This window comes from Klebsiella sp. C349492 (assembly GCF_042055345.1).
GTDB classification, from domain to species: Bacteria; Pseudomonadota; Gammaproteobacteria; order Enterobacterales; family Enterobacteriaceae; genus Klebsiella; species Klebsiella scottii.
Window position 1 is genome coordinate 420,993 of the sequence record NZ_JANQCE010000004.1, and the last position, 18,992, is coordinate 439,984.

The following is an 18,992-nucleotide window of genomic DNA, read 5'->3' on the forward strand; positions in this document are numbered from 1 at the left end:
GAATTCCCTTCGCGTTTATTAACAGGTTACTGGAATTTATTGTGAAGCGTTTGCGCAATATTGCTGAGTGATTAGCAGGAGTTTGCCCCCCGGAACGGGGGGCAAAGAGAGGCTAGCGTTTTTTACCCATTGCCGCCGCCAGCGCATCCATCATTGCGCTATTGCCGTTCGACTGCGTTTCACGGCCGCGCGGTTTTGCCGCTTTTGCCGGCGGACGATTGCCCTGCGGGCGCTCGCTGCCGCCGCGGCGCGCGTTGCTCTCGCCAGGCTGTTCATCCAGGCGCATCGTCAGGGCAATACGCTTACGCTGCAGGTCAACTTCCATCACCTTAACCTGGACGATATCACCCGCTTTGACCACGGTATGCGGGTCTTCAACGAACTTATTCGATAGCGATGATATGTGCACCAGGCCATCCTGGTGCACGCCGATATCGACAAACGCGCCAAAGTTGGTGACGTTGGTGACCGCCCCTTCCAGCACCATGCCCGGCAGCAGATCGTTCATGGTTTCTACGCCATCAGCGAACTTCGCGGTTTTGAATTCCGGACGCGGATCGCGGCCCGGTTTTTCCAGCTCTTTGATGATGTCGGTCACCGTCGGAACGCCAAATTTCTCATCGGTGAACTCGCTGGCCTTGAGGTTGCGCAGCTCGCTGCTGTTACCCATCAGTTCTTTGAGCGCCTGCTGAGTAGCGGCCAGAATCCGCTCTACGATCGGATAGGCTTCCGGGTGCACGGTGGAGGCATCCAGCGGGTTATCGCCGTGGTTGATGCGCAGGAACCCCGCGCACTGCTCAAAGGCTTTGGGACCGAGGCGGCTCACCTTCAGCAGCTGCTGGCGGTTCTGGAACTGACCGTTTTCATCGCGCCAGGCGACGATGTTTTGCGCCATCATGCGGGTCAGCCCGGCGACGCGGGTGAGCAACGGCACGGAGGCGGTATTCAGGTCAACGCCGACGGCGTTTACGCAGTCCTCAACCACCGCATCCAGCCTGCGCGCCAGCTGGGACTGGCTGACATCGTGCTGATACTGGCCCACGCCGATAGACTTCGGATCGATCTTCACCAGCTCGGCCAGCGGATCCTGCAGGCGGCGCGCGATAGATACGGCGCCGCGCAGGGAAACGTCAAGGTCCGGGAACTCCAGCGCCGCCAGCTCGGAGGCCGAATAAACCGACGCCCCCGCTTCGCTGACGATCACCTTCTGCGCGGTGACCTTCGGGAACTGCTGCTGCACGTCGAGGAAGAAGCGTTCGGTTTCGCGCGATGCGGTGCCGTTACCGATAGCGACCAGCTCAACGTTGTGCTTTTGACAGAGCCCGGCGACCGCCACCGCGGCTTTAGCCGCCTGGCCGGTATGCGGATAGATGGTGTCGGTGGCGACCAGCTTGCCGGTGCCGTCAACGACCGCCACCTTCACGCCGGTACGCAGGCCCGGATCGAGACCCATCGTCGCGCGCAGCCCCGCGGGCGCCGCCATCAGCAGGTCGTGCAGGTTGCGCGCAAAGACGTTGATGGCTTCATCTTCCGCGCGTTCGCGTACGGTGCCCATCAGCTCGGTTTCGAGATGCATCAGGACCTTGATGCGCCATGTCCAGCTCACCACCCCTTTACGCCAGCTATCTGCCGGAGCGTTGTTCAGGCGCAGGCCGAGATGGCTGATAATGATCTGCTCGCAGTGGCTCTCTTTCGGCGGCTCGTCGAACTGCGGATCGGCGTTCAGGGCCAGCTGCAGGATGCCTTCGTTGCGGCCGCGGAACATCGCCAGCGCGCGGTGTGAAGGCACGGTTGAAATCGGTTCATGATGATCGAAGTAGTCGCGGAACTTCGCGCCTTCCTCTTCTTTCCCGCTGACCACGGTAGCGACCAGATGCGCGTTCTTCCACAGATAGTCGCGCACTTTTGCCAGCAGCCCGGCATCTTCAGCAAAGCGCTCCATCAGGATATAGCGCGCGCCGTCGAGGGCGGCCTTGGTATCCGCCACGCCGCTATCGGCATTGATAAATTTGGCGGCTTCGGCTTCCGGATCGTGGGACGGGTCGTTCCACAGCAGGTCCGCCAGCGGCTCCAGCCCGGCTTCGATAGCGATCTGCCCGCGGGTGCGGCGCTTGGGTTTATACGGCAGGTAAAGGTCTTCGAGCTCGGTTTTGCTCAGGGTGGTGGTGATGGCTTTTTCCAGCGCATCGGTCAATTTACCCTGCTCCCCGATCGATTTGAGGATCGACTGACGGCGGTCTTCCAGCTCGCGAAGATAGCCGAGGCGGGTTTCCAGATTACGCAGCTGCGTGTCATCCAGACCGCCGGTGACTTCTTTACGATAACGTGCAATAAACGGCACGGTGTTCCCTTCATCAAGCAGGCGAACGGCAGCTTCTACCTGTTCAGACCTGGCCTGAAGTTCACCCGCAATAATGCGGCAGAGCGAATCATTCATCATGGCTTGGTTTCATCTACTGGATCAAAAAATCAGGGGATAGTTATACGGACTGACACCGCAAAATGCCAGTCGCGGCGGAGGTCTCTCGGAATCTTCCGGGCATAAACCCGGGAGCAAAGTGGCAAATAAAATAGCCCGAGGAGACGGGGGTCTATTTGACGTATTCAATTTCGTTAACGTACCAGCTGGCTTCGCCGGCGGGCGTCTGGACGGTAGCCAGGTCGCCGACCTCTTTTTTCAGCAGGGCGCGGGCCATGGGCGAGTCGATGGAGATATAGTCTTTGCGGCCGAAGATTTCGTCGTAACCGACGATGCGAAAGCGCTTGCTGTCGCCGCTATCGTTTTCAATCTCGACCCACGCGCCGAAGAACACTTTGCCCTCCTGCTGCGGGGAGTAATCAACGATCTTCAGATTCTCAAGACATTTGCTCAGATAACGCACCCGGCGGTCAATTTCGCGCAGGCGTTTTTTATTATACTGATAGTCGGCGTTTTCACTGCGGTCGCCAAGACTTGCCGCCCAGGTAACTTTTTTAGTGACTTCAGGGCGCTCTTCGCGCCATAGATAGTCCATCTCTTTTTTAAGTTTTTCATACCCTTCACGGGTAATCAGCGGCGTTTTCATTAATCGTTCTACCTTCTGATTGTCGGGTATTGCGCAGGGTTCTGTGCTGCTGCGCACGGTTCGTAGCGCGTAATAATACCGACAGGATAAATAATGTGTCGTATGATTAAATGTATACTTAAGCTGCTGTTAAATATGCTTTGTAACAATTTAGCCTGGAATATATACCAGATTTAGCTGGTGAGCGGCACGGGCTTTTTTGAGAATACGCACTGACAATTGCAGTGAACCTTTGGGAGTATAAACAATGCAAGAGAATTATAAGATTCTGGTTGTCGATGACGACATGCGCCTGCGCGCGCTGCTCGAGCGTTATCTGACCGAGCAGGGCTTCCAGGTTCGAAGCGTAGCCAACGCCGAACAGATGGATCGCCTGCTGACCCGCGAGTCCTTCCACCTGATGGTGCTGGATTTGATGCTGCCTGGCGAAGATGGCCTGTCCATCTGCCGTCGCCTGCGTAGCCAGAGCAACCCGATGCCGATCATTATGGTGACGGCGAAAGGGGAAGAAGTTGACCGTATCGTTGGCCTGGAGATCGGCGCTGACGACTACATTCCCAAACCCTTCAACCCGCGCGAGCTGCTGGCGCGTATCCGCGCCGTGCTGCGCCGTCAGGCGAATGAGCTGCCGGGCGCGCCATCGCAGGAAGAGGCAGTTATCGCTTTTGGTAAATTCAAGCTTAACCTCGGCACCCGCGAGATGTTCCGTGAAGATGAGCCTATGCCGCTGACCAGCGGTGAGTTTGCGGTGCTGAAGGCGCTGGTGAGCCACCCGCGCGAGCCGCTCTCCCGCGATAAGCTGATGAACCTTGCCCGCGGCCGCGAATACTCGGCAATGGAGCGCTCCATCGATGTGCAAATCTCCCGCCTGCGCCGCATGGTGGAAGAGGACCCGGCACATCCGCGCTATATCCAGACCGTGTGGGGCCTTGGCTACGTCTTCGTACCGGACGGCTCTAAGGCATGAAACGCGTGCGCTTTTCGCCGCGAAGTTCGTTTGCTCGCACCCTGTTGCTGATTGTCACCCTGCTGTTCGTCAGCTTGGTGACGACCTATCTGGTGGTGCTGAATTTCGCGATCCTGCCGAGTCTGCAGCAGTTTAATAAGGTTCTGGCCTACGAAGTCCGTATGCTGATGACCGATAAGCTGCAGCTAGAGGATGGCACCCAGCTGGTGGTGCCTCCGGCTTTTCGTCGCGAGATTTATCGGGAGCTGGGCATTTCGCTCTATTCCAACGAAGCGGCGGAAGATGCGGGTTTGCGCTGGGCGCAGCATTACGAATTTTTAAGTCAGCAGATGGCGCACCAGCTCGGCGGGCCAACCGAAGTGCGGGTCGAGGTCAACAAAAGCTCGCCGGTGGTGTGGCTGAAAACCTGGCTCTCCCCCAATATCTGGGTGCGTGTCCCGCTGACGGAAATCCATCAGGGCGATTTCTCGCCGCTGTTCCGCTATACCCTGGCGATTATGCTGCTGGCGATTGGCGGAGCCTGGCTCTTTATCCGTATTCAGAACCGACCGCTGGTTGACCTTGAGCATGCGGCGCTGCAGGTTGGGCGGGGCATTATTCCGCCGCCGCTGCGGGAGTACGGGGCGTCAGAGGTCCGCTCGGTGACCCGCGCCTTCAACCATATGGCCGCGGGCGTTAAGCAGCTGGCTGACGATCGCACGCTGCTGATGGCCGGCGTTAGCCACGATCTGCGCACGCCGCTGACGCGTATTCGTCTGGCGACTGAGATGATGGCGGCAGAAGACGGTTACCTTGCCGAGTCGATTAATAAAGATATCGAAGAGTGCAACGCCATCATTGAGCAGTTTATTGACTATCTGCGTACCGGGCAGGAGATGCCGATGGAGCTGGCGGACCTTAACTCGGTGCTGGGTGAGGTTATCGCGGCGGAAAGCGGCTATGAGCGCGAGATTGCCACCGACCTGCAGGCGGGGGAGATCCCGCTACGCATCCATCCTCTGTCCATCAAGCGCGCGCTGGCCAATATGGTGGTGAACGCCGCGCGCTACGGCAACGGTTGGATTAAGGTCAGCAGCGGAAGTGAAGCAAGCAGCGCGTGGTTCCAGGTTGAGGACGATGGTCCTGGCATCAAGCCGGAGCAGCGCGAGCACCTGTTCCAGCCGTTTGTTCGCGGCGATAGCGCCCGCAGCACCAGCGGTACCGGTCTGGGGCTGGCCATCGTGCAGCGCATTATCGATAACCATAACGGTCGGCTGGAGATAGGTTCCAGCGAGCGGGGCGGGCTGTTGATTCGCGCATGGCTGCCGATCCCCGTCCATCGCGCCCTGGCGCCGGCGAGACCGGGCAAAGAGAGCTGATCGCGCTCTGCGCCGATCGTCATCGTCAGCCGGGGAAATGAGCAACGGGGCATAAAAAAGCCGGGCAGCGCCCGGCTTTTGCTTAACGCGGGTTCACGCTTAGCGTTTCGGCCCTGCGGCAACCAGCGCCGCGCCTGCCGGCGTATCGGTATACTTCTCGAAGTTTTCCACAAACAGCTTCGCCAGCTGCTCTGCCTTTTCCTGCCACTGTTCCGGAGAACCGTAGGTGTTGCGCGGATCGAGGATATGGGTATCCACGCCCGGCAGCTCGGTCGGGATCTGCAGGTCGAACATCGGCAGCGTGAAGGTTTCCGCATCATCCAGCGAACCGTTAAGGATCGCGTCGATGATCGCGCGGGTATCTTTAATCGAGATACGCTTGCCGGTGCCGTTCCAGCCGGTGTTCACCAGGTATGCCTGCGCCCCGGATGCCTGCATGCGCTTCACCAGCACCTCCGCGTACTGCGTCGGGTGCAGCGACAGGAAGGCGGCGCCGAAGCAGGCGGAGAAGGTCGGCGTCGGCTCAGTCACGCCGCGCTCGGTTCCCGCGAGCTTGGCGGTAAAGCCGGAGAGGAAGTGGTACTGCGTCTGATCGGCGGTCAGGCGCGATACCGGCGGCAGTACGCCAAACGCATCGGCCGTCAGGAAGATAACCTTGGTGGCATGACCCGCTTTAGATACCGGCTTAACAATATTCTCGATGTGATTGATCGGGTAGGAGACGCGGGTATTCTCGGTCTTTGAACCGTCATCAAAATCGACGGTACCGTCCGGGCGAACGACGACGTTTTCCAGCAGCGCGTCGCGGCGAATGGCGTGGTAGATATCAGGCTCAGCGGCTTCGGAAAGCTTAATGGTCTTCGCGTAGCAGCCGCCTTCGAAGTTAAACACGCCGTCGTCATCCCAGCCGTGTTCGTCATCGCCAATCAGGCGGCGCTTCGGATCGGTGGAAAGGGTGGTTTTACCGGTGCCGGAGAGGCCGAAGAAGACGGCGACATCGCCTTTTTCACCGACGTTGGCCGAGCAGTGCATTGACGCGATGCCCTGCAGCGGCAGCAGGTAGTTCATGATCGAGAACATCCCTTTTTTCATTTCGCCGCCGTACCAGGTCCCGCCAATCAGCTGGATACGCTCGGTCAGGTTAAAGGCGATGAAGTTCTCTGAGTTCAGCCCCTGCTCCTGCCACTGCGGGTTGGTGCATTTCGCGCCGTTCATGACGATAAAATCCGGCTCAAATACCGCCAGCTCTTCATCCGTAGGGCGGATAAACATGTTTTTGACGAAGTGCGCCTGCCAGGCCACTTCGGTAATAAAGCGTACGCTCAGGCGGGTGTCGGCATTAGCGCCGCAGAAGGCGTCAACGATGAACAGACGCTTGCCGGAGAGTTGATGGGTAACCAGCCCCTTCAGGTGCTGCCAGGTCTCCTGTGAGAGCGGCTTGTTGTCGTTCTTGCCCTTACCCTTATCGGACCACCAGACGGTGTCACGGGTCGTATCGTCGCGAACGATATATTTATCTTTCGGCGAACGGCCGGTGAAAATACCGGTATCGACAGCGATAGCACCAAGATTGGTTAATACGCCACGCTCATACCCTTCCAGATTGGGGTCGAGCTCCTCCTGATACAATGTGTCGTAGTCGGGATTGTGGACGATATCCTGGACGTCGTTGATACCATAAGCCTTGAGATCCTGCGGGGTTAAACCATTATTAACGCGCATGTCACTGCTCCTTAGCCAATATATACTGCTTTAAATTGTAGGGGTTATTGAGGGGTATAGACCGCGACCAGGCTCATAGATTTACGTATCTCGACAAACGCCTTGCTGACGGAAAACACGGTGACTCCTGTCACGAAACGGGTGGATTATCTCAGGAAATTGGCTATTGGTGGGGATAGATGTTTCTTAATGGTTAAAAAGTAATTAAAAAAACTGCTGAACTGTGAATGTAATCGCTTTCCTGAAAGAAAATTACGTAACCCTTTCAGTCAGAATCGATTCATCTCGCGCGAAAAAAACTTGACGCCAGGAACGGCGGGGGAGCAAACCCCCGGCGAAGCTCCTGGCGGGGTGGGGCGATTAGTGAAGCTGGGGATCGGCCGGAGAAGCGTTATTGCGGATTTCAGCAATATCCATAGCGTTGAAGAGATAGTGATTGCCGCAGTAATCGCAGTGCATATCAATTTCGCCCTCGTCGGCCAGAATGCTATCAATCTCTTCATCCGGCAGCGTCTTCAGCGCGCCCGCACAGCGTTCGCGGGAGCAGGTACATTTGAACTCCACGTTCTGCGGATCGTAAACCGTGACCTCTTCTTCATGGTACAGGCGCCACAGGACATCGTTGGCCGGCAGGGTGAACAGCTCCTCGGCCTTAATGGTCTCCGTCAGGGTAGCCAGGTGCTCGAAATCAGCGGCCTGGGCGTCCTGCGCCGGCATCACCTGCAGCAGCATGCCGCCGGCCATCGGTTTTCCGTCATGTTCGCCGGTACGAATGATCAGGCGGGTCGGCAGCTGCTCCGAGCGCTGGAAGTAATCTTCCAGGCACGCGGCCAGGGTTTCGCCTTCCAGACCGACGACGCCCTGATAGCGCTCGCCCTCATCCGGAGAGATGGTAATGACCAGATACCCGTTACCCACCAGCGTTTTCAGATCGGCATCTTCCGGGATCTCGCCCTGGATGCGCGCGACGCCGCGCAGCTGCTGCTGGTTAGTGCCGTTAATCACCGCCAGAGAGAGGGGGCCGTCACCCTGGAGCTGCACGGTAATATCGCCGGCAAACTTCAGCGTTGCGGTCAGCAGGCTGGTGGCCACCAGCAGCTCCGCCAGCACGGTTTTGACCGGCTGCGGGTAGCTATGGTTAGCCAGAATTTGTTCCAGAGTTTCTGAAACGGTAACCAGCTCGCCGCGCACGGCATAGTTTTCAAACAGGTAACGATGTAATTGATCGTGTTGAGTCATAATAGTCTCTCTTGCTGGCAACAGCGGTGCCTGGCGTTCAGGCCGTTATTCACTATCGCCGTGTTTAAATCTCATCAGGTCGCGGCGCTCTTTCTTGTCCGGACGTCTGTCGGGATGCGGCATGGTTAGCGCGTTCATCTTGCGCGCCAGCGCCATTTTTTCGCGTTTCTCGATGCTCTCTGCCGTCTCTTCGTACAACGCGACGGCTTCGCTGGCGGGCCGGCGCTGTTCAGTAATGCCTTTTACTATGACGGTGCGTTCGTCGTTGCCCTGGCGTAGCGTCAGGGTGGCGTCCAGCTCGACGATTTTCCCAGGCTTGCTGCGCTGTCCGTTATAGTGCACCTTGCCGCCTTCAATCATCTCGCGCGCCAGCGCACGGGTTTTATAAATGCGGGCTGCCCAAAGCCATTTGTCCAGCCGGATGGCCACGACGGGCTTCTCTTTCATGGCCTCTCCTTTGGCGTCAGCGAGGGGATCAGGCGCCGGTAATCATTCAGGCCAGGATGACGGACGTAGCTCTTTTCCGCCAGCCCGGAATCAGGATTGGTCACCCCGAGGCAATAGCGAATGCCGTACTGCGCTGCCGCATCGAGGATCGCCTCGTTGTCATCAACAAACAGCGTTTTGCGCGCATCGAAGCCGGTTTCCTCAGCCACCGCGCGCCACAGACGCTGATCTTCTTTCGGATAACCAAATGTGTGGGTGGAAAGCAATAAATCAAGGTGTGCATCAAGACCGGTGTGCTTGAGCTTGACCGCCAGATTGTGCGGATGGGCGTTGGTCAGCAGGATGCGCCGCTTGCCGCTGGCTTTGAGGGCAGCAAGGAACGGCACGGTATCTTCGCGCAGGGCGGCTTTCGGCCCCTGCTCGCTGGTCATCGCACGAATATCCAAATTCAGGCGCTCGCTCCAGTAGTCCAGACAGTACCAGTTTAGCGTATGCTGCACCGCGTGATACTCCTGATGCATCGCCTCTCTGGCCTCCTGCAGGTTAAGACCGCGGGCGGCTCCCCAGGTTTCCGGGACCAGCTTTTGCCAGAAATAGTTGTCGAAGGCGAGGTCGAGCAGGGTGCCATCCATATCCAGCAGAACGGTATCAACCTCCTGCCAGGCGATATCAAAGTGCATGGTGAGTCTCCAGCGAGGGGAAATGCGCGACAGGTTAACACACCCCGTCGCGCAAAGGATTACTCGTGATGTTCCGGCGAGGGGATAAGCACCGGGTTCAGGCAGCTTTCATAATACTTCTGAATTTCTTCCATCCGCTGGCGATGGCGCTGGTAGCGGCGAATCGCCAGGACGCCATGCCAGGACATGCAGCCGAGCATCACCAGCAGCAGGAGCGTCGTGCCGAGATAGCGCCACAGCCCTGAACGATCGGGAATGCTGTGCAGATTGATGTGCTGCGTGCCGTTGGCATCGGTATAGAGATTGGTGACAATGCCCTCGGCGTGGAAAGGCGTATGCATCAGCATTCCGGCCAGCCGCTGCAGCTCGCCCCACTGATCGTGGGCAGGGTAATCATACAGGCTGACGGTGGGCCACGGCTGGCTGACCAGATCGCTGCCTTCATCGCTGGCGATTAAGAAACCGCCGGGAGCCGGGCTGTTCAGCGCCTGCGCCGCGCGCGAGGTTTCGCGGATCACGAACGGCGCCGTGGAGGTCGTCACCAGGTTCTCCAGCGACTCCGCGCTGACCGGGCGTAAAAGCACGTTGATGCCGTCCAGCTTGCCGGCGCTGGCGCGTTTGGTCAGGGCATCCCAGCTGCGCGTATTGCCAAGGTTGACCAGCGCATTCTTCAGGCGCGTGCAGTCATCTTTTGCCGAGCATAGGCTATTGGTTTTGATAACGATATCGCCAAAATCATCCAGCAGCACCATTCCGGATTTCTGAATGGCCGAGCGCAGCGCCGGGCTAACGCGTGAATCGTCGTCCGGGTCCGGGTGCAGCTGGCGCTGGACGGACTGCATCAGCGCGGTGGCTTTGCCAACGATGTCAGACTCCGGCAGCGGCAGGGGAGGCGCATCGTTCCAGACGATTTGCGAGCAGTCAAACGGCATAAACGGCGAGTTCTCTTTTGCCGTCCAGGTATCCGGAGTGTGGATATTACACATCCCGATGCCCTGCAGCCGCAGGGTATCGCCGATGCGGACCTGCGACTTTTCTAACTGCGCGACGGTCGTCGCTTCGATCGTCTGTGCGCCTTTGAGCCACGAAAGCGTGAATTTAAACGGCATGTTCAGCGGCACGCTGGCCCACAGCATCACCACCACCAGCAGGGCGCCGGCAGCGATAATGGCGCTGCGTAGCCAGTACTGGAGCGGGAAGTGCCTGACCTCATCGTGTAGCGACAGGAAGCGCCCCTGGCGCGCGACGTGGCGATTGAGATAGATATCCACATCCGTTTGCTGACCGAGATCCTGGGCAATCCACGGCTGCCAGTGGCGCGGGTAGATCAGGTCGATAATACCCAAGGAGATATTATTGATGTGCTCCTGATCGTTTTCGCCAAACAGACCCCAGCGTTTTGGCATTCCGCGCAGGCAGTGGATCTCCCGCAGGGAGTTTTTACGCGGCGGAGCGTACATCCCCCACAGGCCAGCGAGCAGCAGCAGGAGCCCGCCGCCGAGCAGCCAGGGAGTGAAAACGTAGGGGCTGATCAGGCTGAAGTAAAACAGCAGGAACGCGGCGACTATCAGCACCGCCTCGCGCAGACCGTCGGGGCGGCTAAGCGCATGCTCTTCAGCGGTCTCCTGGCGAATATTCAGCAGCTCGATCTGCTCACTCTCTTCACCGCGGATAGATGCCTGAGTTGCCGACGCCCTTTCAAGAGCGTAGCCGCGGGCCTCCTGCGGATAGTCGCTGAGCGCGTGGCCGTTGAGCGCAATGACCAGCGGCAGGCTGTCGGTTGGGATCAGGTCAACGCTATTTTCGTCGTTGATGTGCTGCTCCCAAAACGGCGGCAGGTGGACCTCCACCGAATCAAGGAAGTAGCGCCATTTGTTCGGATCGTCAGTGGTGATGCCGTAGCGGGTGATGGCCCGGGTCACCGTAATAACGGTATCGCTCTGCGCGTTCAGCGTCAGAGAGACGGGCGCAACGCTCGCGCCCGTGGCCGGCATCTTCTGAGCCTGGCTGAGTCCTTCCAGGTACTTTTCTACCGCCCGGCGCTCATCGGCGGAAAGCTTGCGCGTAGCGGCATCGCTAAAGGCATGCAGCAAAGGGAGGCGACGACGTCTGACATGCGCGCGATACCGCCACCCGATCAGCAGTGCGCAGAGCAGCAGCGCCGTGAAAAAAATCAGAAAGGTGCCCATGCCCATCCCATCATAGTTATTCTTTTCTTACCGGTATCGTTGGCTGCCATTAACACTCAAAAGCCATCCTTCAGGATTATTTTACCTGCGATTATGGGCCAGGAAAGAGCGAGAAATCCTCGGCTACGCTCGGTACGCTTCGGTTTCTGCGCGCTATCCGCTCAGACTGCCGGCGACACTAACGCCCGACGGGGGAGGCTCGTCGCGTGAGCCTGCAGTTTGCTACCGGCAGATATTGTGTAAGTAAGGGAAAATTTATTGCGCGTTACAGCAGCATACAAGCTTATCAAAAACGTTAAAATGCAGGAATCGGTAAATTCTCAAATACATTTCAACCTATTGACTTTTTTATCTTTATGATTCTCTCATTGCGACCGAATACGTTGCAACTATGTAAATTAGTGGCGAATTGAATTGCCGAAAGCGTGCTCCATATCGCACAATGACCTCTGTAATCACAGCATAGACCGATAACAATGAGCAAATCATTACAAAAACCCACCATTCTCAATGTTGAAACGGTAGCGCGTTCGCGTCTTTTTAACGTTGAAAGCGTGGATCTGGAATTCAGCAACGGCGTGCGGCGCGTTTATGAACGCATGCGGCCTTCTACGCGTGAAGCCGTGATGATTGTGCCGATTGTCGACGACCATATTATTCTGATTCGCGAATACGCGGTAGGAACGGAGTCCTATGAGTTAGGTTTCTCTAAAGGGCTGATCGATCCGGGCGAGAGCGTGCTGGAAGCGGCGAACCGCGAGCTGAAAGAAGAGGTCGGCTTCGGCGCGCAGAAGCTGACGTTTCTGAAAAAGCTGAGCATGGCACCGTCCTACTTTTCCAGCAAAATGAATATCCTGGTTGCCGAAGATCTCTACCCTGAATCGCTGCCGGGCGATGAGCCGGAACCCTTACCGCAGGTGCGCTGGCCGCTATCCGAGCTGATGACGCTGCTGGACGAAGAAGATTTTAACGAAGCACGCAACGTCAGCGCGCTGTTCCTGCTGCGTGAATGGCTGCAGGCGCAGGGCCGCCTGTAGTTCGAAGACGCTCCTTGCGGCGATGCGACGCATTGAGCGTACGGATGGATGAAAAAGAAAAAGCGCCCGCAGGCGCTTTTTTTGTTTTTGTCAGAACAGCTCGTGGGTCTCTCCACCGCCGTCGGTAAGGGTCGTACCGACTTCATGGACCGCCTGCTGCGTGGGCTGCGTGCCGTCAATAAAGTACTCCGCGCGGCTATTGCCGCCGCTGGCCAGCTGGCCGGTGCTGCGATCGATATTGACCGTGACTATGCCGGAAGGCGGCGTCAGCGGCTCTTCCGGTACGCCTTCAAGCACTCTCTTCATAAAGTCATCCCACGCCGGTTGGGCGCTTTTCGCCCCCCCCTCATAGCCGGAGATCTGCTCTTTAATGGCGCCGGAAGCGGTGGTGCGGCCCAGATCGCGTCGGTGATCGTCAAAGCCAATCCATACTGACGTCACCACGCCCGGGCCGTAGCCTGAGAACCACGCATCTTTCGAGCTATTGGTGGTGCCCGTTTTGCCGCCAATATCGTGGCGCTGTAGATCGCGGCCGGCGCGCCAGCCGGTTCCCATCCAGCCCGGCTCGCCGAAGATGTTGCTGTTCAGCGCGCTTTTAATCAGGAAGGCCAGCGGCGTGTTAATCACGTGCGGCGCGTACTCCGGCGTTCCGCTCTGGGCAACCAGCGCCTGGTTAGCCTGTTCAAGCTGCGGCTGCGGCGGAACTGCCGGGTTTTGCGGATCTTCAGAGGTCGCCACCTCTTCGACGTCTTTATTCTCCAGAACGTTGGACTTCGGCGTATCGCCGTAAATCACCGGGGAGTTGCACTGCGGGCAGGCAATTTTCGGCCGCTCTTCGAAGATTACGCCGCCCTGATCGTTTTCTATCTTACTGATAAAGAACGGTGTGATCAGGAAGCCGCCGTTGGCCATCACCGAGTAGCCGCGGGCAACCTGTAGCGGCGTAAAGGACGCTGAACCCAGCGCCAGGGATTCGGTATGCACGATGTTCTGCGCCGGGAAGCCGAACCGCTGCAGGTATTCCGCCGCGTAATCAACGCCCATCGCGCGCATCGCGCGAACCATCACCACGTTTTTCGACTGTCCCAGCCCCTGACGCAGACGAATTGGCCCCGCGTACTGCGGCGGTGAGTTTTTCGGCTGCCAGTCAGAACCTGCGCCGGCATCCCAGCGGGAAATCGGCACATCGTTGAGCATGCTCGCCAGGGTTAAGCCTTTATCCATCGCTGCGGTGTAGAGGAACGGTTTAATGTTCGACCCCACCTGACGCAAGGCCTGGGTGGCGCGGTTAAATTTGCTCTGGTTAAAGTCGAAGCCGCCGACCAGCGCGATAATGGCGCCATTTTGCGGGTTAATGGAGACCAGCGCCGAGTTTACATCCGGTACCTGCGATAGCCACCAGCTGCTGCCCACCTGACGGACCCAGATCTGCTGCCCCGTCTGCACTGCGTCGGTCACTTTACGCGGCGTGGCGCCCTGCTGGGTATCAGAGATAAAGCGACGAGCCCAGCGAACGCCGTCCATATTCAGCATCACCGACGTACCGTCAGCGAGCAGCGCAACGGCTTCCTGCGGATTCGCTGACGTCACGACCGCCGGAGAGAGCGGCCCGGCGCCGGGCTGATTTTTTAAGGTCGCGATGATTTTCTTGTTGTCCCACGGGGTTTCACCCACTTTCCACAGCACGCCTGCCGGTCCGCGATAGCCGTGGCGCATGTCGTAGTCCAGCACGTTATTACGCACCGCCTGCTGAGCCGCCTGCTGGTTTTTACGGGTAATCGTGGTGTAGACGCGATAGCCGTCTTCATAGGCCTTTTCGCCGTAGCGGTTAACCATCTCCTGACGCACCATTTCGCTGAGGTACGGTGAGGAGAAGGCGATTTCCGGCGCATGGTATCGGGCATCGATCGCTTCGCCACGCGCCTGGTCGTACTGAGGCTGCGTGATATAGCCTTCGCTCAGCATACGCGCCAGCACCACGTTGCGGCGTGCGGTCGCGCGGTCCATTGAGTACAGCGGGTTAAAGGTCGACGGCGCCTTCGGCAAGCCGGCAATGACGGCCATTTCGCTCAGGCTGAGCTGGTCGACGGATTTACCAAAGTAGACCTGCGCCGCGGCGCCGACGCCATAGGCGCGATAGCCGAGGTAGATTTTATTCAGGTACAGCTCAAGGATTTCATCTTTGTTCAGCAGCTGCTCGATGCGGATCGCGAGGAATGCCTCTTTGATCTTACGCATCAGCGTCTTCTCCGGACTAAGGAAGAAGTTACGCGCTAGCTGCTGGGTGATGGTGCTGGCGCCCTGCGACGCATGGCCTGAGAACATGGCGACGCTGGCTGCACGAAAAATACCGACCGGATCGACGCCATGATGCTCGTAAAAGCGGCTGTCTTCGGTGGCAATAAACGCTTTGAGCAGCTCAGGCGGCATTTGTTGCAGGGTTACGGGAATACGGCGCTTCTCGCCATATTGCGCAATAAGCTCGCCATCCGCGCTGTAGACCTGCATCGGGATCTGCAGGCGCACATCCTTCAGGGTCGCGACGTCGGGGAGCTGTGGCTCAATATATTTATAAAGGCCAAAAATCGAGCCTGCACCCAGCAGAACGCAACAGACTGCAAGGATGAATAGATACTTTACGAACTTCACCGGAGATTTCCCATTTAGTTTTATTTGGGCAGTTTATAAACAAACGCGCAGTAGTATAAAGGCAAGCCTGGTGCATTGATAGAGCTCAACCGTAACGGCGGATAAGGAGATATCGGCATGGCTTTCAGGAACTGGCGAATAGGGATGCATATCCAGCAGGATAAGATAGCTATCGTGGCGCTGCGGCTTGAACGCTCCCGCTGGGCGCTGTGTCGCTGGTGGCATATTGCGCTGGCTCCCGGCATCGTCCGAAACGGGCAGGTGGCTGACGGCATTGCGCTGGCCGAGCGGCTGCGCGGCTGGCGACGGGAGCTGCCGCTACAGCATCAGGTGAGCATCGCCTTTCCCGCCAGCCGAACGCTGCAAAAGAGACTCCCTCATCCGCAGCTTTCTCTGCGTGAAAGCGAGCTGGCGATGTGGGCAGCCAGCGCTATGGCCCAGCAGCTGGAAATGCCCGCCTCCTCATTATGCGTCGATTATAGCGCATCCTCGGTCGCCAACGAGTGGCGGGTGACTGCCGCTCAGCGGCTGGATATCGACGCCCTACGCCAGCTTGCCGCCCGGCTAAAGCTCAGGGTTAGCGCCATTGTCCCGGATGCCAGCGCCCTCAGCGCCTTTTTCCCCTGGCTGCCCCCGGAATGGTCAGGACTGGCGTGGCAGGATGAAATGCACTGGATATGGGCTTTGCAGGATAGCTGGGGCAGCTGCCCGTGCGCAGAGGTTGCCTCATTCGCTCAGCTTTCTGCGCGATTAAACGTCCGGCAGCTCGGGCTTTGCGCGGGCCGGCCTGCCGATGAATATCGCTTTGACCCGTGGAGCGTGATCCATCGCCTGCAGCCTCCGCTTCCTTCCAGCGGCGACAGCTTCGTCGTGGCGCTAGGGCTTGCGCTGGGAGTGCGCTGATCGTGGTGCAGGCAATCAACTTTCTTCCCTGGCGGGAAACGCGTCGGCGGCAGCGGCTGCGCCTTTGGCTGCTCTCTGCCGGCGGGCTGCTGCTGGGCCTGCTGATGGCGCTATCGCTTTCCCGGGCGTCGCGGGAAGCGGACGACAGGCTCGGCTCAGTGAGATTAGCAGCCGAAAATCAGCTGTATGCCGCGCTCCAGCAGCGTGAAAGCCTGATGCGCGAGCAGCTCCGGCAGCATGAAAAGCAGCACCTGCGCCAACGGCAGCGGGAGCTGACCCGATCCTGGCAGCCGCGGCTGCGCAAGATTGCGTCGCTGGTGCCGGAGCCGGCCTGGCTAACCCGGCTGGAATATCAGCAAAACACCCTGACGCTCAGCGGCCTGACCCTTCACCTGAACGCATTATCGGCGCTGGAAACCGCGCTGACGAAGATCGATGGATTTCGGCCGGCAAAAACCGGTGAAACCCGGCGCGATGGCGGTGGGCGCTGGCTGTTTAGTTTTTCCCTTGCAGGAGAAAGCGTTTATGCGGGCACTCATTGAGCGCTGGAAGGCATCACTTTTCCCTCTTCGCGGCGGTTGGCTGGCGCTGGCAATCGCGCTGCCGCTCACGATCGCCGCCGGTTTCTGGCTGATAGCTCCGCCACCGGCGCAGGAAAACGGCCGCTCGGATCGTTTGCGCCAGCAGTGGCGGAAGCTGCTGCCGCTGCGGGGAGCGCTGGCCCAGGAGGAGGCGGTCGGGCTGGCGAGACGGGCTTTTTCCCCGCTTCATCTGCCGGTCGATGAGGCGGCGCTGATTGCCTGGAAGCCCGGAGGAAGAGGCGGGGAGATGGTGCTTGAGCTGCGCTGGCCGTCGGTACCGGCTCTCTTTTCCTGGTTGGCAGACTGCGGGATGCGGGTTGTCGCGTTTTCGCTACATCCGCAGAAAAAGGTGCTGCGGCTGAGCCTGCAGCTGGAGGCCGAAGATGCGGAGTAAATGGTGGAGTCTGGTGCTGCTGCTACCTCTTCCTCTGCCCGGCGAGGAGCGAGATCCCTTCCAGCCGGCGGAAGATCGCTGTCAGGTGGCGCAACTGACGCAGTGGCGCTACGGCGGGGCGATAGGTTCCCCGGAGCAGTGGATCGGTATCCTGCAGGACAGCGCGGGAAAGTGGCGTCGGGTGAGGGTAAACGAAACCCTCGCGGCCGGCTGGAAGATTAGCCTGCTGACGGCGGAAAAAATCGAAATAACGACGGGGCCGGGATGCGACCCCCGGCACTGGCGCTGGCTGCGCGAGGAGAAAAAAGATGCGATGGATAAGCCTGTTATTTCTGCTGCCGCTGGCGGTCGCGGCGGCAAAAAAAGAGCCGCCGATCTCTCTGGTGGTCGATGATGCCCCGGTGGTGCAGGTGCTACAAACGCTGGCGGCGCTGCGTCAGCAGAATCTGGTGGTCGCTTCCGACGTTAGCGGGACGCTCTCGCTGCGCCTGAACAACGTTCCCTGGCAGCAGGCCCTGCGCTCAGTCGTCGACAGCGCCGGGCTGACGTTCAGCCAGCAGGGAACGATACTGTATGTGCATACTTTGGCGTGGAAAAAAGCGCAGCAGGCGCAGCTTGAGTCGGATCGCGCAAAACGAGCACAGAATCTCCCCTTGCAGCGGCATAGCATCGTGCTGCGCTATGCTGATGCGGGCGAGCTTGCGAAGGACGGCGACAGGCTGCTCAGCCCGCGCGGTAGCCTGACCGTCGATAAGCGCACCAACCGGCTGCTGATTCGTGATGACGCTGAACATCTGGCCGCGCTGAAGGACTGGGCTCTGGAGATGGACCTGCCCGTCGGCCAGGTAGAGCTGGCGGCGCATATTGTCTCAATGAGTGAAACCAGCCTGCGCGAGCTGGGCGTGAAATGGAGCCTGGCTGAAGCCAGCAGCATGCCGGGTTCCGGCAAATTTACTGCGCTGGGCAGCCAGCTGGCGGCAAGCGATGCCAGTACGCGCACGGGCTTTAATATCGGGCGCATTAACGGGAGGCTGCTGGCGCTGGAGCTGTCGGCGCTGGAACAAAAGCAGCAGGTAGACATCATCGCCAGCCCGCGCCTGTTGGCTTCCCATATGCAGCCCGCCAGTATCAAGCAGGGGAGCGAGATACCCTATCAGGTTTCCCGGGGAGAGAGCGGCGCAACGGCGGTCGAGTTCAAAGAGGCCGTGCTGGGAATGGAGGTGACGCCAACGGTACTGCAACAGAACCGCGTGCGTCTGAAGCTGCGAATCAGTGAAAATATGCCGGGTCAGGTGCTGAAGCAGGAAAATGGCGAAGTACTGGCGATCGATAAACAGGAAATTGAAACCCAGGTTGAGGTTAACAGCGGTGAAACCCTGGCGCTGGGAGGGATTTTTTCACAAAAGAACAAATCTGCCCGCGACAGTATTCCGCTACTGGGCGATATTCCGCTGCTTGGTCAGCTGTTTCGCCGGGACGGAAAAGATAATGAGCGCCGCGAACTGGTTGTCTTCATTACCCCACGTATTCTGGCAGTGCATTAGGCGTTTTTCTTGCTAAACACGTTTCAGGTGTTTGACGTGAGGACGGATTTAGCATACAAGGGGTACCGATTTGAGAGTCGGGTTCGGCATCAATCCTCCCTTTTTGTCCGGTGATTTATTCTCATAATCGTTCAAGACGTATTGAGGCGGTAAGCGAGTTCACCCCCAGAAACATAGCTAACTATGCACCTGGAGGCGAATAAGTGCAGCCAACGGC

16 protein-coding genes are annotated in these 18,992 nt (G+C 58.6%); 8 read left to right on the forward strand and 8 right to left on the reverse strand.

What is annotated here, in order from left to right; genetic code table 11:
• Window positions 1–112 precede the first annotated feature (112 nt).
• Entirely contained in the window at window positions 113–2,440 is a 2,328-nt protein-coding gene (locus NWP14_RS17265) for a Tex family protein (RefSeq protein ID WP_095105297.1), read from the reverse strand.
• A 151-nt stretch (window positions 2,441–2,591) separates the two neighbouring features.
• On the reverse strand, window positions 2,592–3,065 hold the full coding sequence (gene greB, locus NWP14_RS17270) for a transcription elongation factor GreB (protein WP_095105296.1): 474 nt from the start codon (window positions 3,063–3,065) through the stop codon (window positions 2,592–2,594).
• Window positions 3,066–3,312: 247 nt separating this feature from the next.
• Between greB and ompR the strand changes: the two genes are divergently transcribed.
• Entirely contained in the window at window positions 3,313–4,032 is a 720-nt protein-coding gene (ompR, locus tag NWP14_RS17275) for a two-component system response regulator OmpR (protein WP_001157751.1), read from the forward strand.
• Window positions 4,029–5,390, forward strand: coding sequence for a two-component system sensor histidine kinase EnvZ (gene envZ, locus NWP14_RS17280; RefSeq protein WP_095105295.1), 1,362 nt, complete (start codon window positions 4,029–4,031; stop codon window positions 5,388–5,390). The genes ompR and envZ overlap by 4 nt, the downstream gene beginning before the upstream one ends.
• Before the next feature lie 99 nt (window positions 5,391–5,489).
• Here the strand turns inward: envZ and pckA are convergent, their stop codons facing one another.
• The 5 genes from pckA to NWP14_RS17305 form a co-directional block, all read right to left on the reverse strand.
• A complete protein-coding gene (pckA, locus tag NWP14_RS17285) occupies window positions 5,490–7,112 on the reverse strand; it encodes a phosphoenolpyruvate carboxykinase (ATP) (RefSeq protein ID WP_095105293.1) in 1,623 nt (540 codons plus the stop codon).
• 360 nt (window positions 7,113–7,472) lie between these two features.
• Complete coding sequence (gene hslO, locus NWP14_RS17290) at window positions 7,473–8,351, reverse strand: Hsp33 family molecular chaperone HslO (protein WP_095105292.1); 879 nt, start codon at window positions 8,349–8,351, stop codon at window positions 7,473–7,475.
• A gap of 45 nt (window positions 8,352–8,396) precedes the next feature.
• Window positions 8,397–8,798, reverse strand: a complete 402-nt coding sequence (gene hslR, locus NWP14_RS17295) for a ribosome-associated heat shock protein Hsp15 (protein ID WP_095105290.1) — start codon at window positions 8,796–8,798, stop codon at window positions 8,397–8,399.
• Window positions 8,795–9,478, reverse strand: a complete 684-nt coding sequence (gene yrfG / locus NWP14_RS17300; RefSeq protein ID WP_095105289.1) for a GMP/IMP nucleotidase — start codon at window positions 9,476–9,478, stop codon at window positions 8,795–8,797. Before yrfG ends, hslR begins: the two co-directional genes overlap by 4 nt.
• Before the next feature lie 59 nt (window positions 9,479–9,537).
• Window positions 9,538–11,667, reverse strand: a complete 2,130-nt coding sequence (locus tag NWP14_RS17305) for an intracellular growth attenuator family protein (RefSeq protein WP_375215729.1) — start codon at window positions 11,665–11,667, stop codon at window positions 9,538–9,540.
• Between the two features lie 476 nt (window positions 11,668–12,143).
• Between NWP14_RS17305 and nudE the strand changes: the two genes are divergently transcribed.
• Window positions 12,144–12,704 (forward strand): ADP compounds hydrolase NudE, encoded by a 561-nt coding sequence (gene nudE / locus NWP14_RS17310; RefSeq protein ID WP_041147478.1) that lies wholly within the window; start codon window positions 12,144–12,146, stop codon window positions 12,702–12,704.
• 90 nt (window positions 12,705–12,794) lie between these two features.
• Here the strand turns inward: nudE and mrcA are convergent, their stop codons facing one another.
• Window positions 12,795–15,353, reverse strand: a complete 2,559-nt coding sequence (mrcA, locus tag NWP14_RS17315; RefSeq protein ID WP_189339929.1) for a peptidoglycan glycosyltransferase/peptidoglycan DD-transpeptidase MrcA — start codon at window positions 15,351–15,353, stop codon at window positions 12,795–12,797.
• A 117-nt stretch (window positions 15,354–15,470) separates the two neighbouring features.
• Here mrcA and NWP14_RS17320 point away from each other — a divergent pair, with 117 nt between their 5' ends.
• The 5 genes from NWP14_RS17320 to hofQ are packed head-to-tail and all read left to right on the forward strand — an operon-like array spanning window position 15,471 to window position 18,775.
• Window positions 15,471–16,256 carry a pilus assembly protein gene (locus tag NWP14_RS17320; RefSeq protein WP_375215730.1) on the forward strand — a complete coding sequence of 262 codons (786 nt, stop codon included), beginning with the start codon at window positions 15,471–15,473 and terminating at the stop codon, window positions 16,254–16,256.
• Window positions 16,257–16,258: 2 nt separating this feature from the next.
• A complete protein-coding gene (locus NWP14_RS17325; protein WP_095105283.1) occupies window positions 16,259–16,798 on the forward strand; it encodes a PilN domain-containing protein in 540 nt (179 codons plus the stop codon).
• Window positions 16,782–17,231, forward strand: a complete 450-nt coding sequence (locus NWP14_RS17330; RefSeq protein WP_095105282.1) for a hypothetical protein — start codon at window positions 16,782–16,784, stop codon at window positions 17,229–17,231. Before NWP14_RS17325 ends, NWP14_RS17330 begins: the two co-directional genes overlap by 17 nt.
• Window positions 17,221–17,625: a HofP DNA utilization family protein gene (locus NWP14_RS17335; RefSeq protein ID WP_375215731.1), complete on the forward strand. Its 405-nt coding sequence runs from the start codon at window positions 17,221–17,223 to the stop codon at window positions 17,623–17,625. The genes NWP14_RS17330 and NWP14_RS17335 overlap by 11 nt, the downstream gene beginning before the upstream one ends.
• A complete protein-coding gene (hofQ, locus tag NWP14_RS17340) occupies window positions 17,540–18,775 on the forward strand; it encodes a DNA uptake porin HofQ (RefSeq protein ID WP_375215732.1) in 1,236 nt (411 codons plus the stop codon). Before NWP14_RS17335 ends, hofQ begins: the two co-directional genes overlap by 86 nt.
• Window positions 18,776–18,992: the final 217 nt, after the last annotated feature.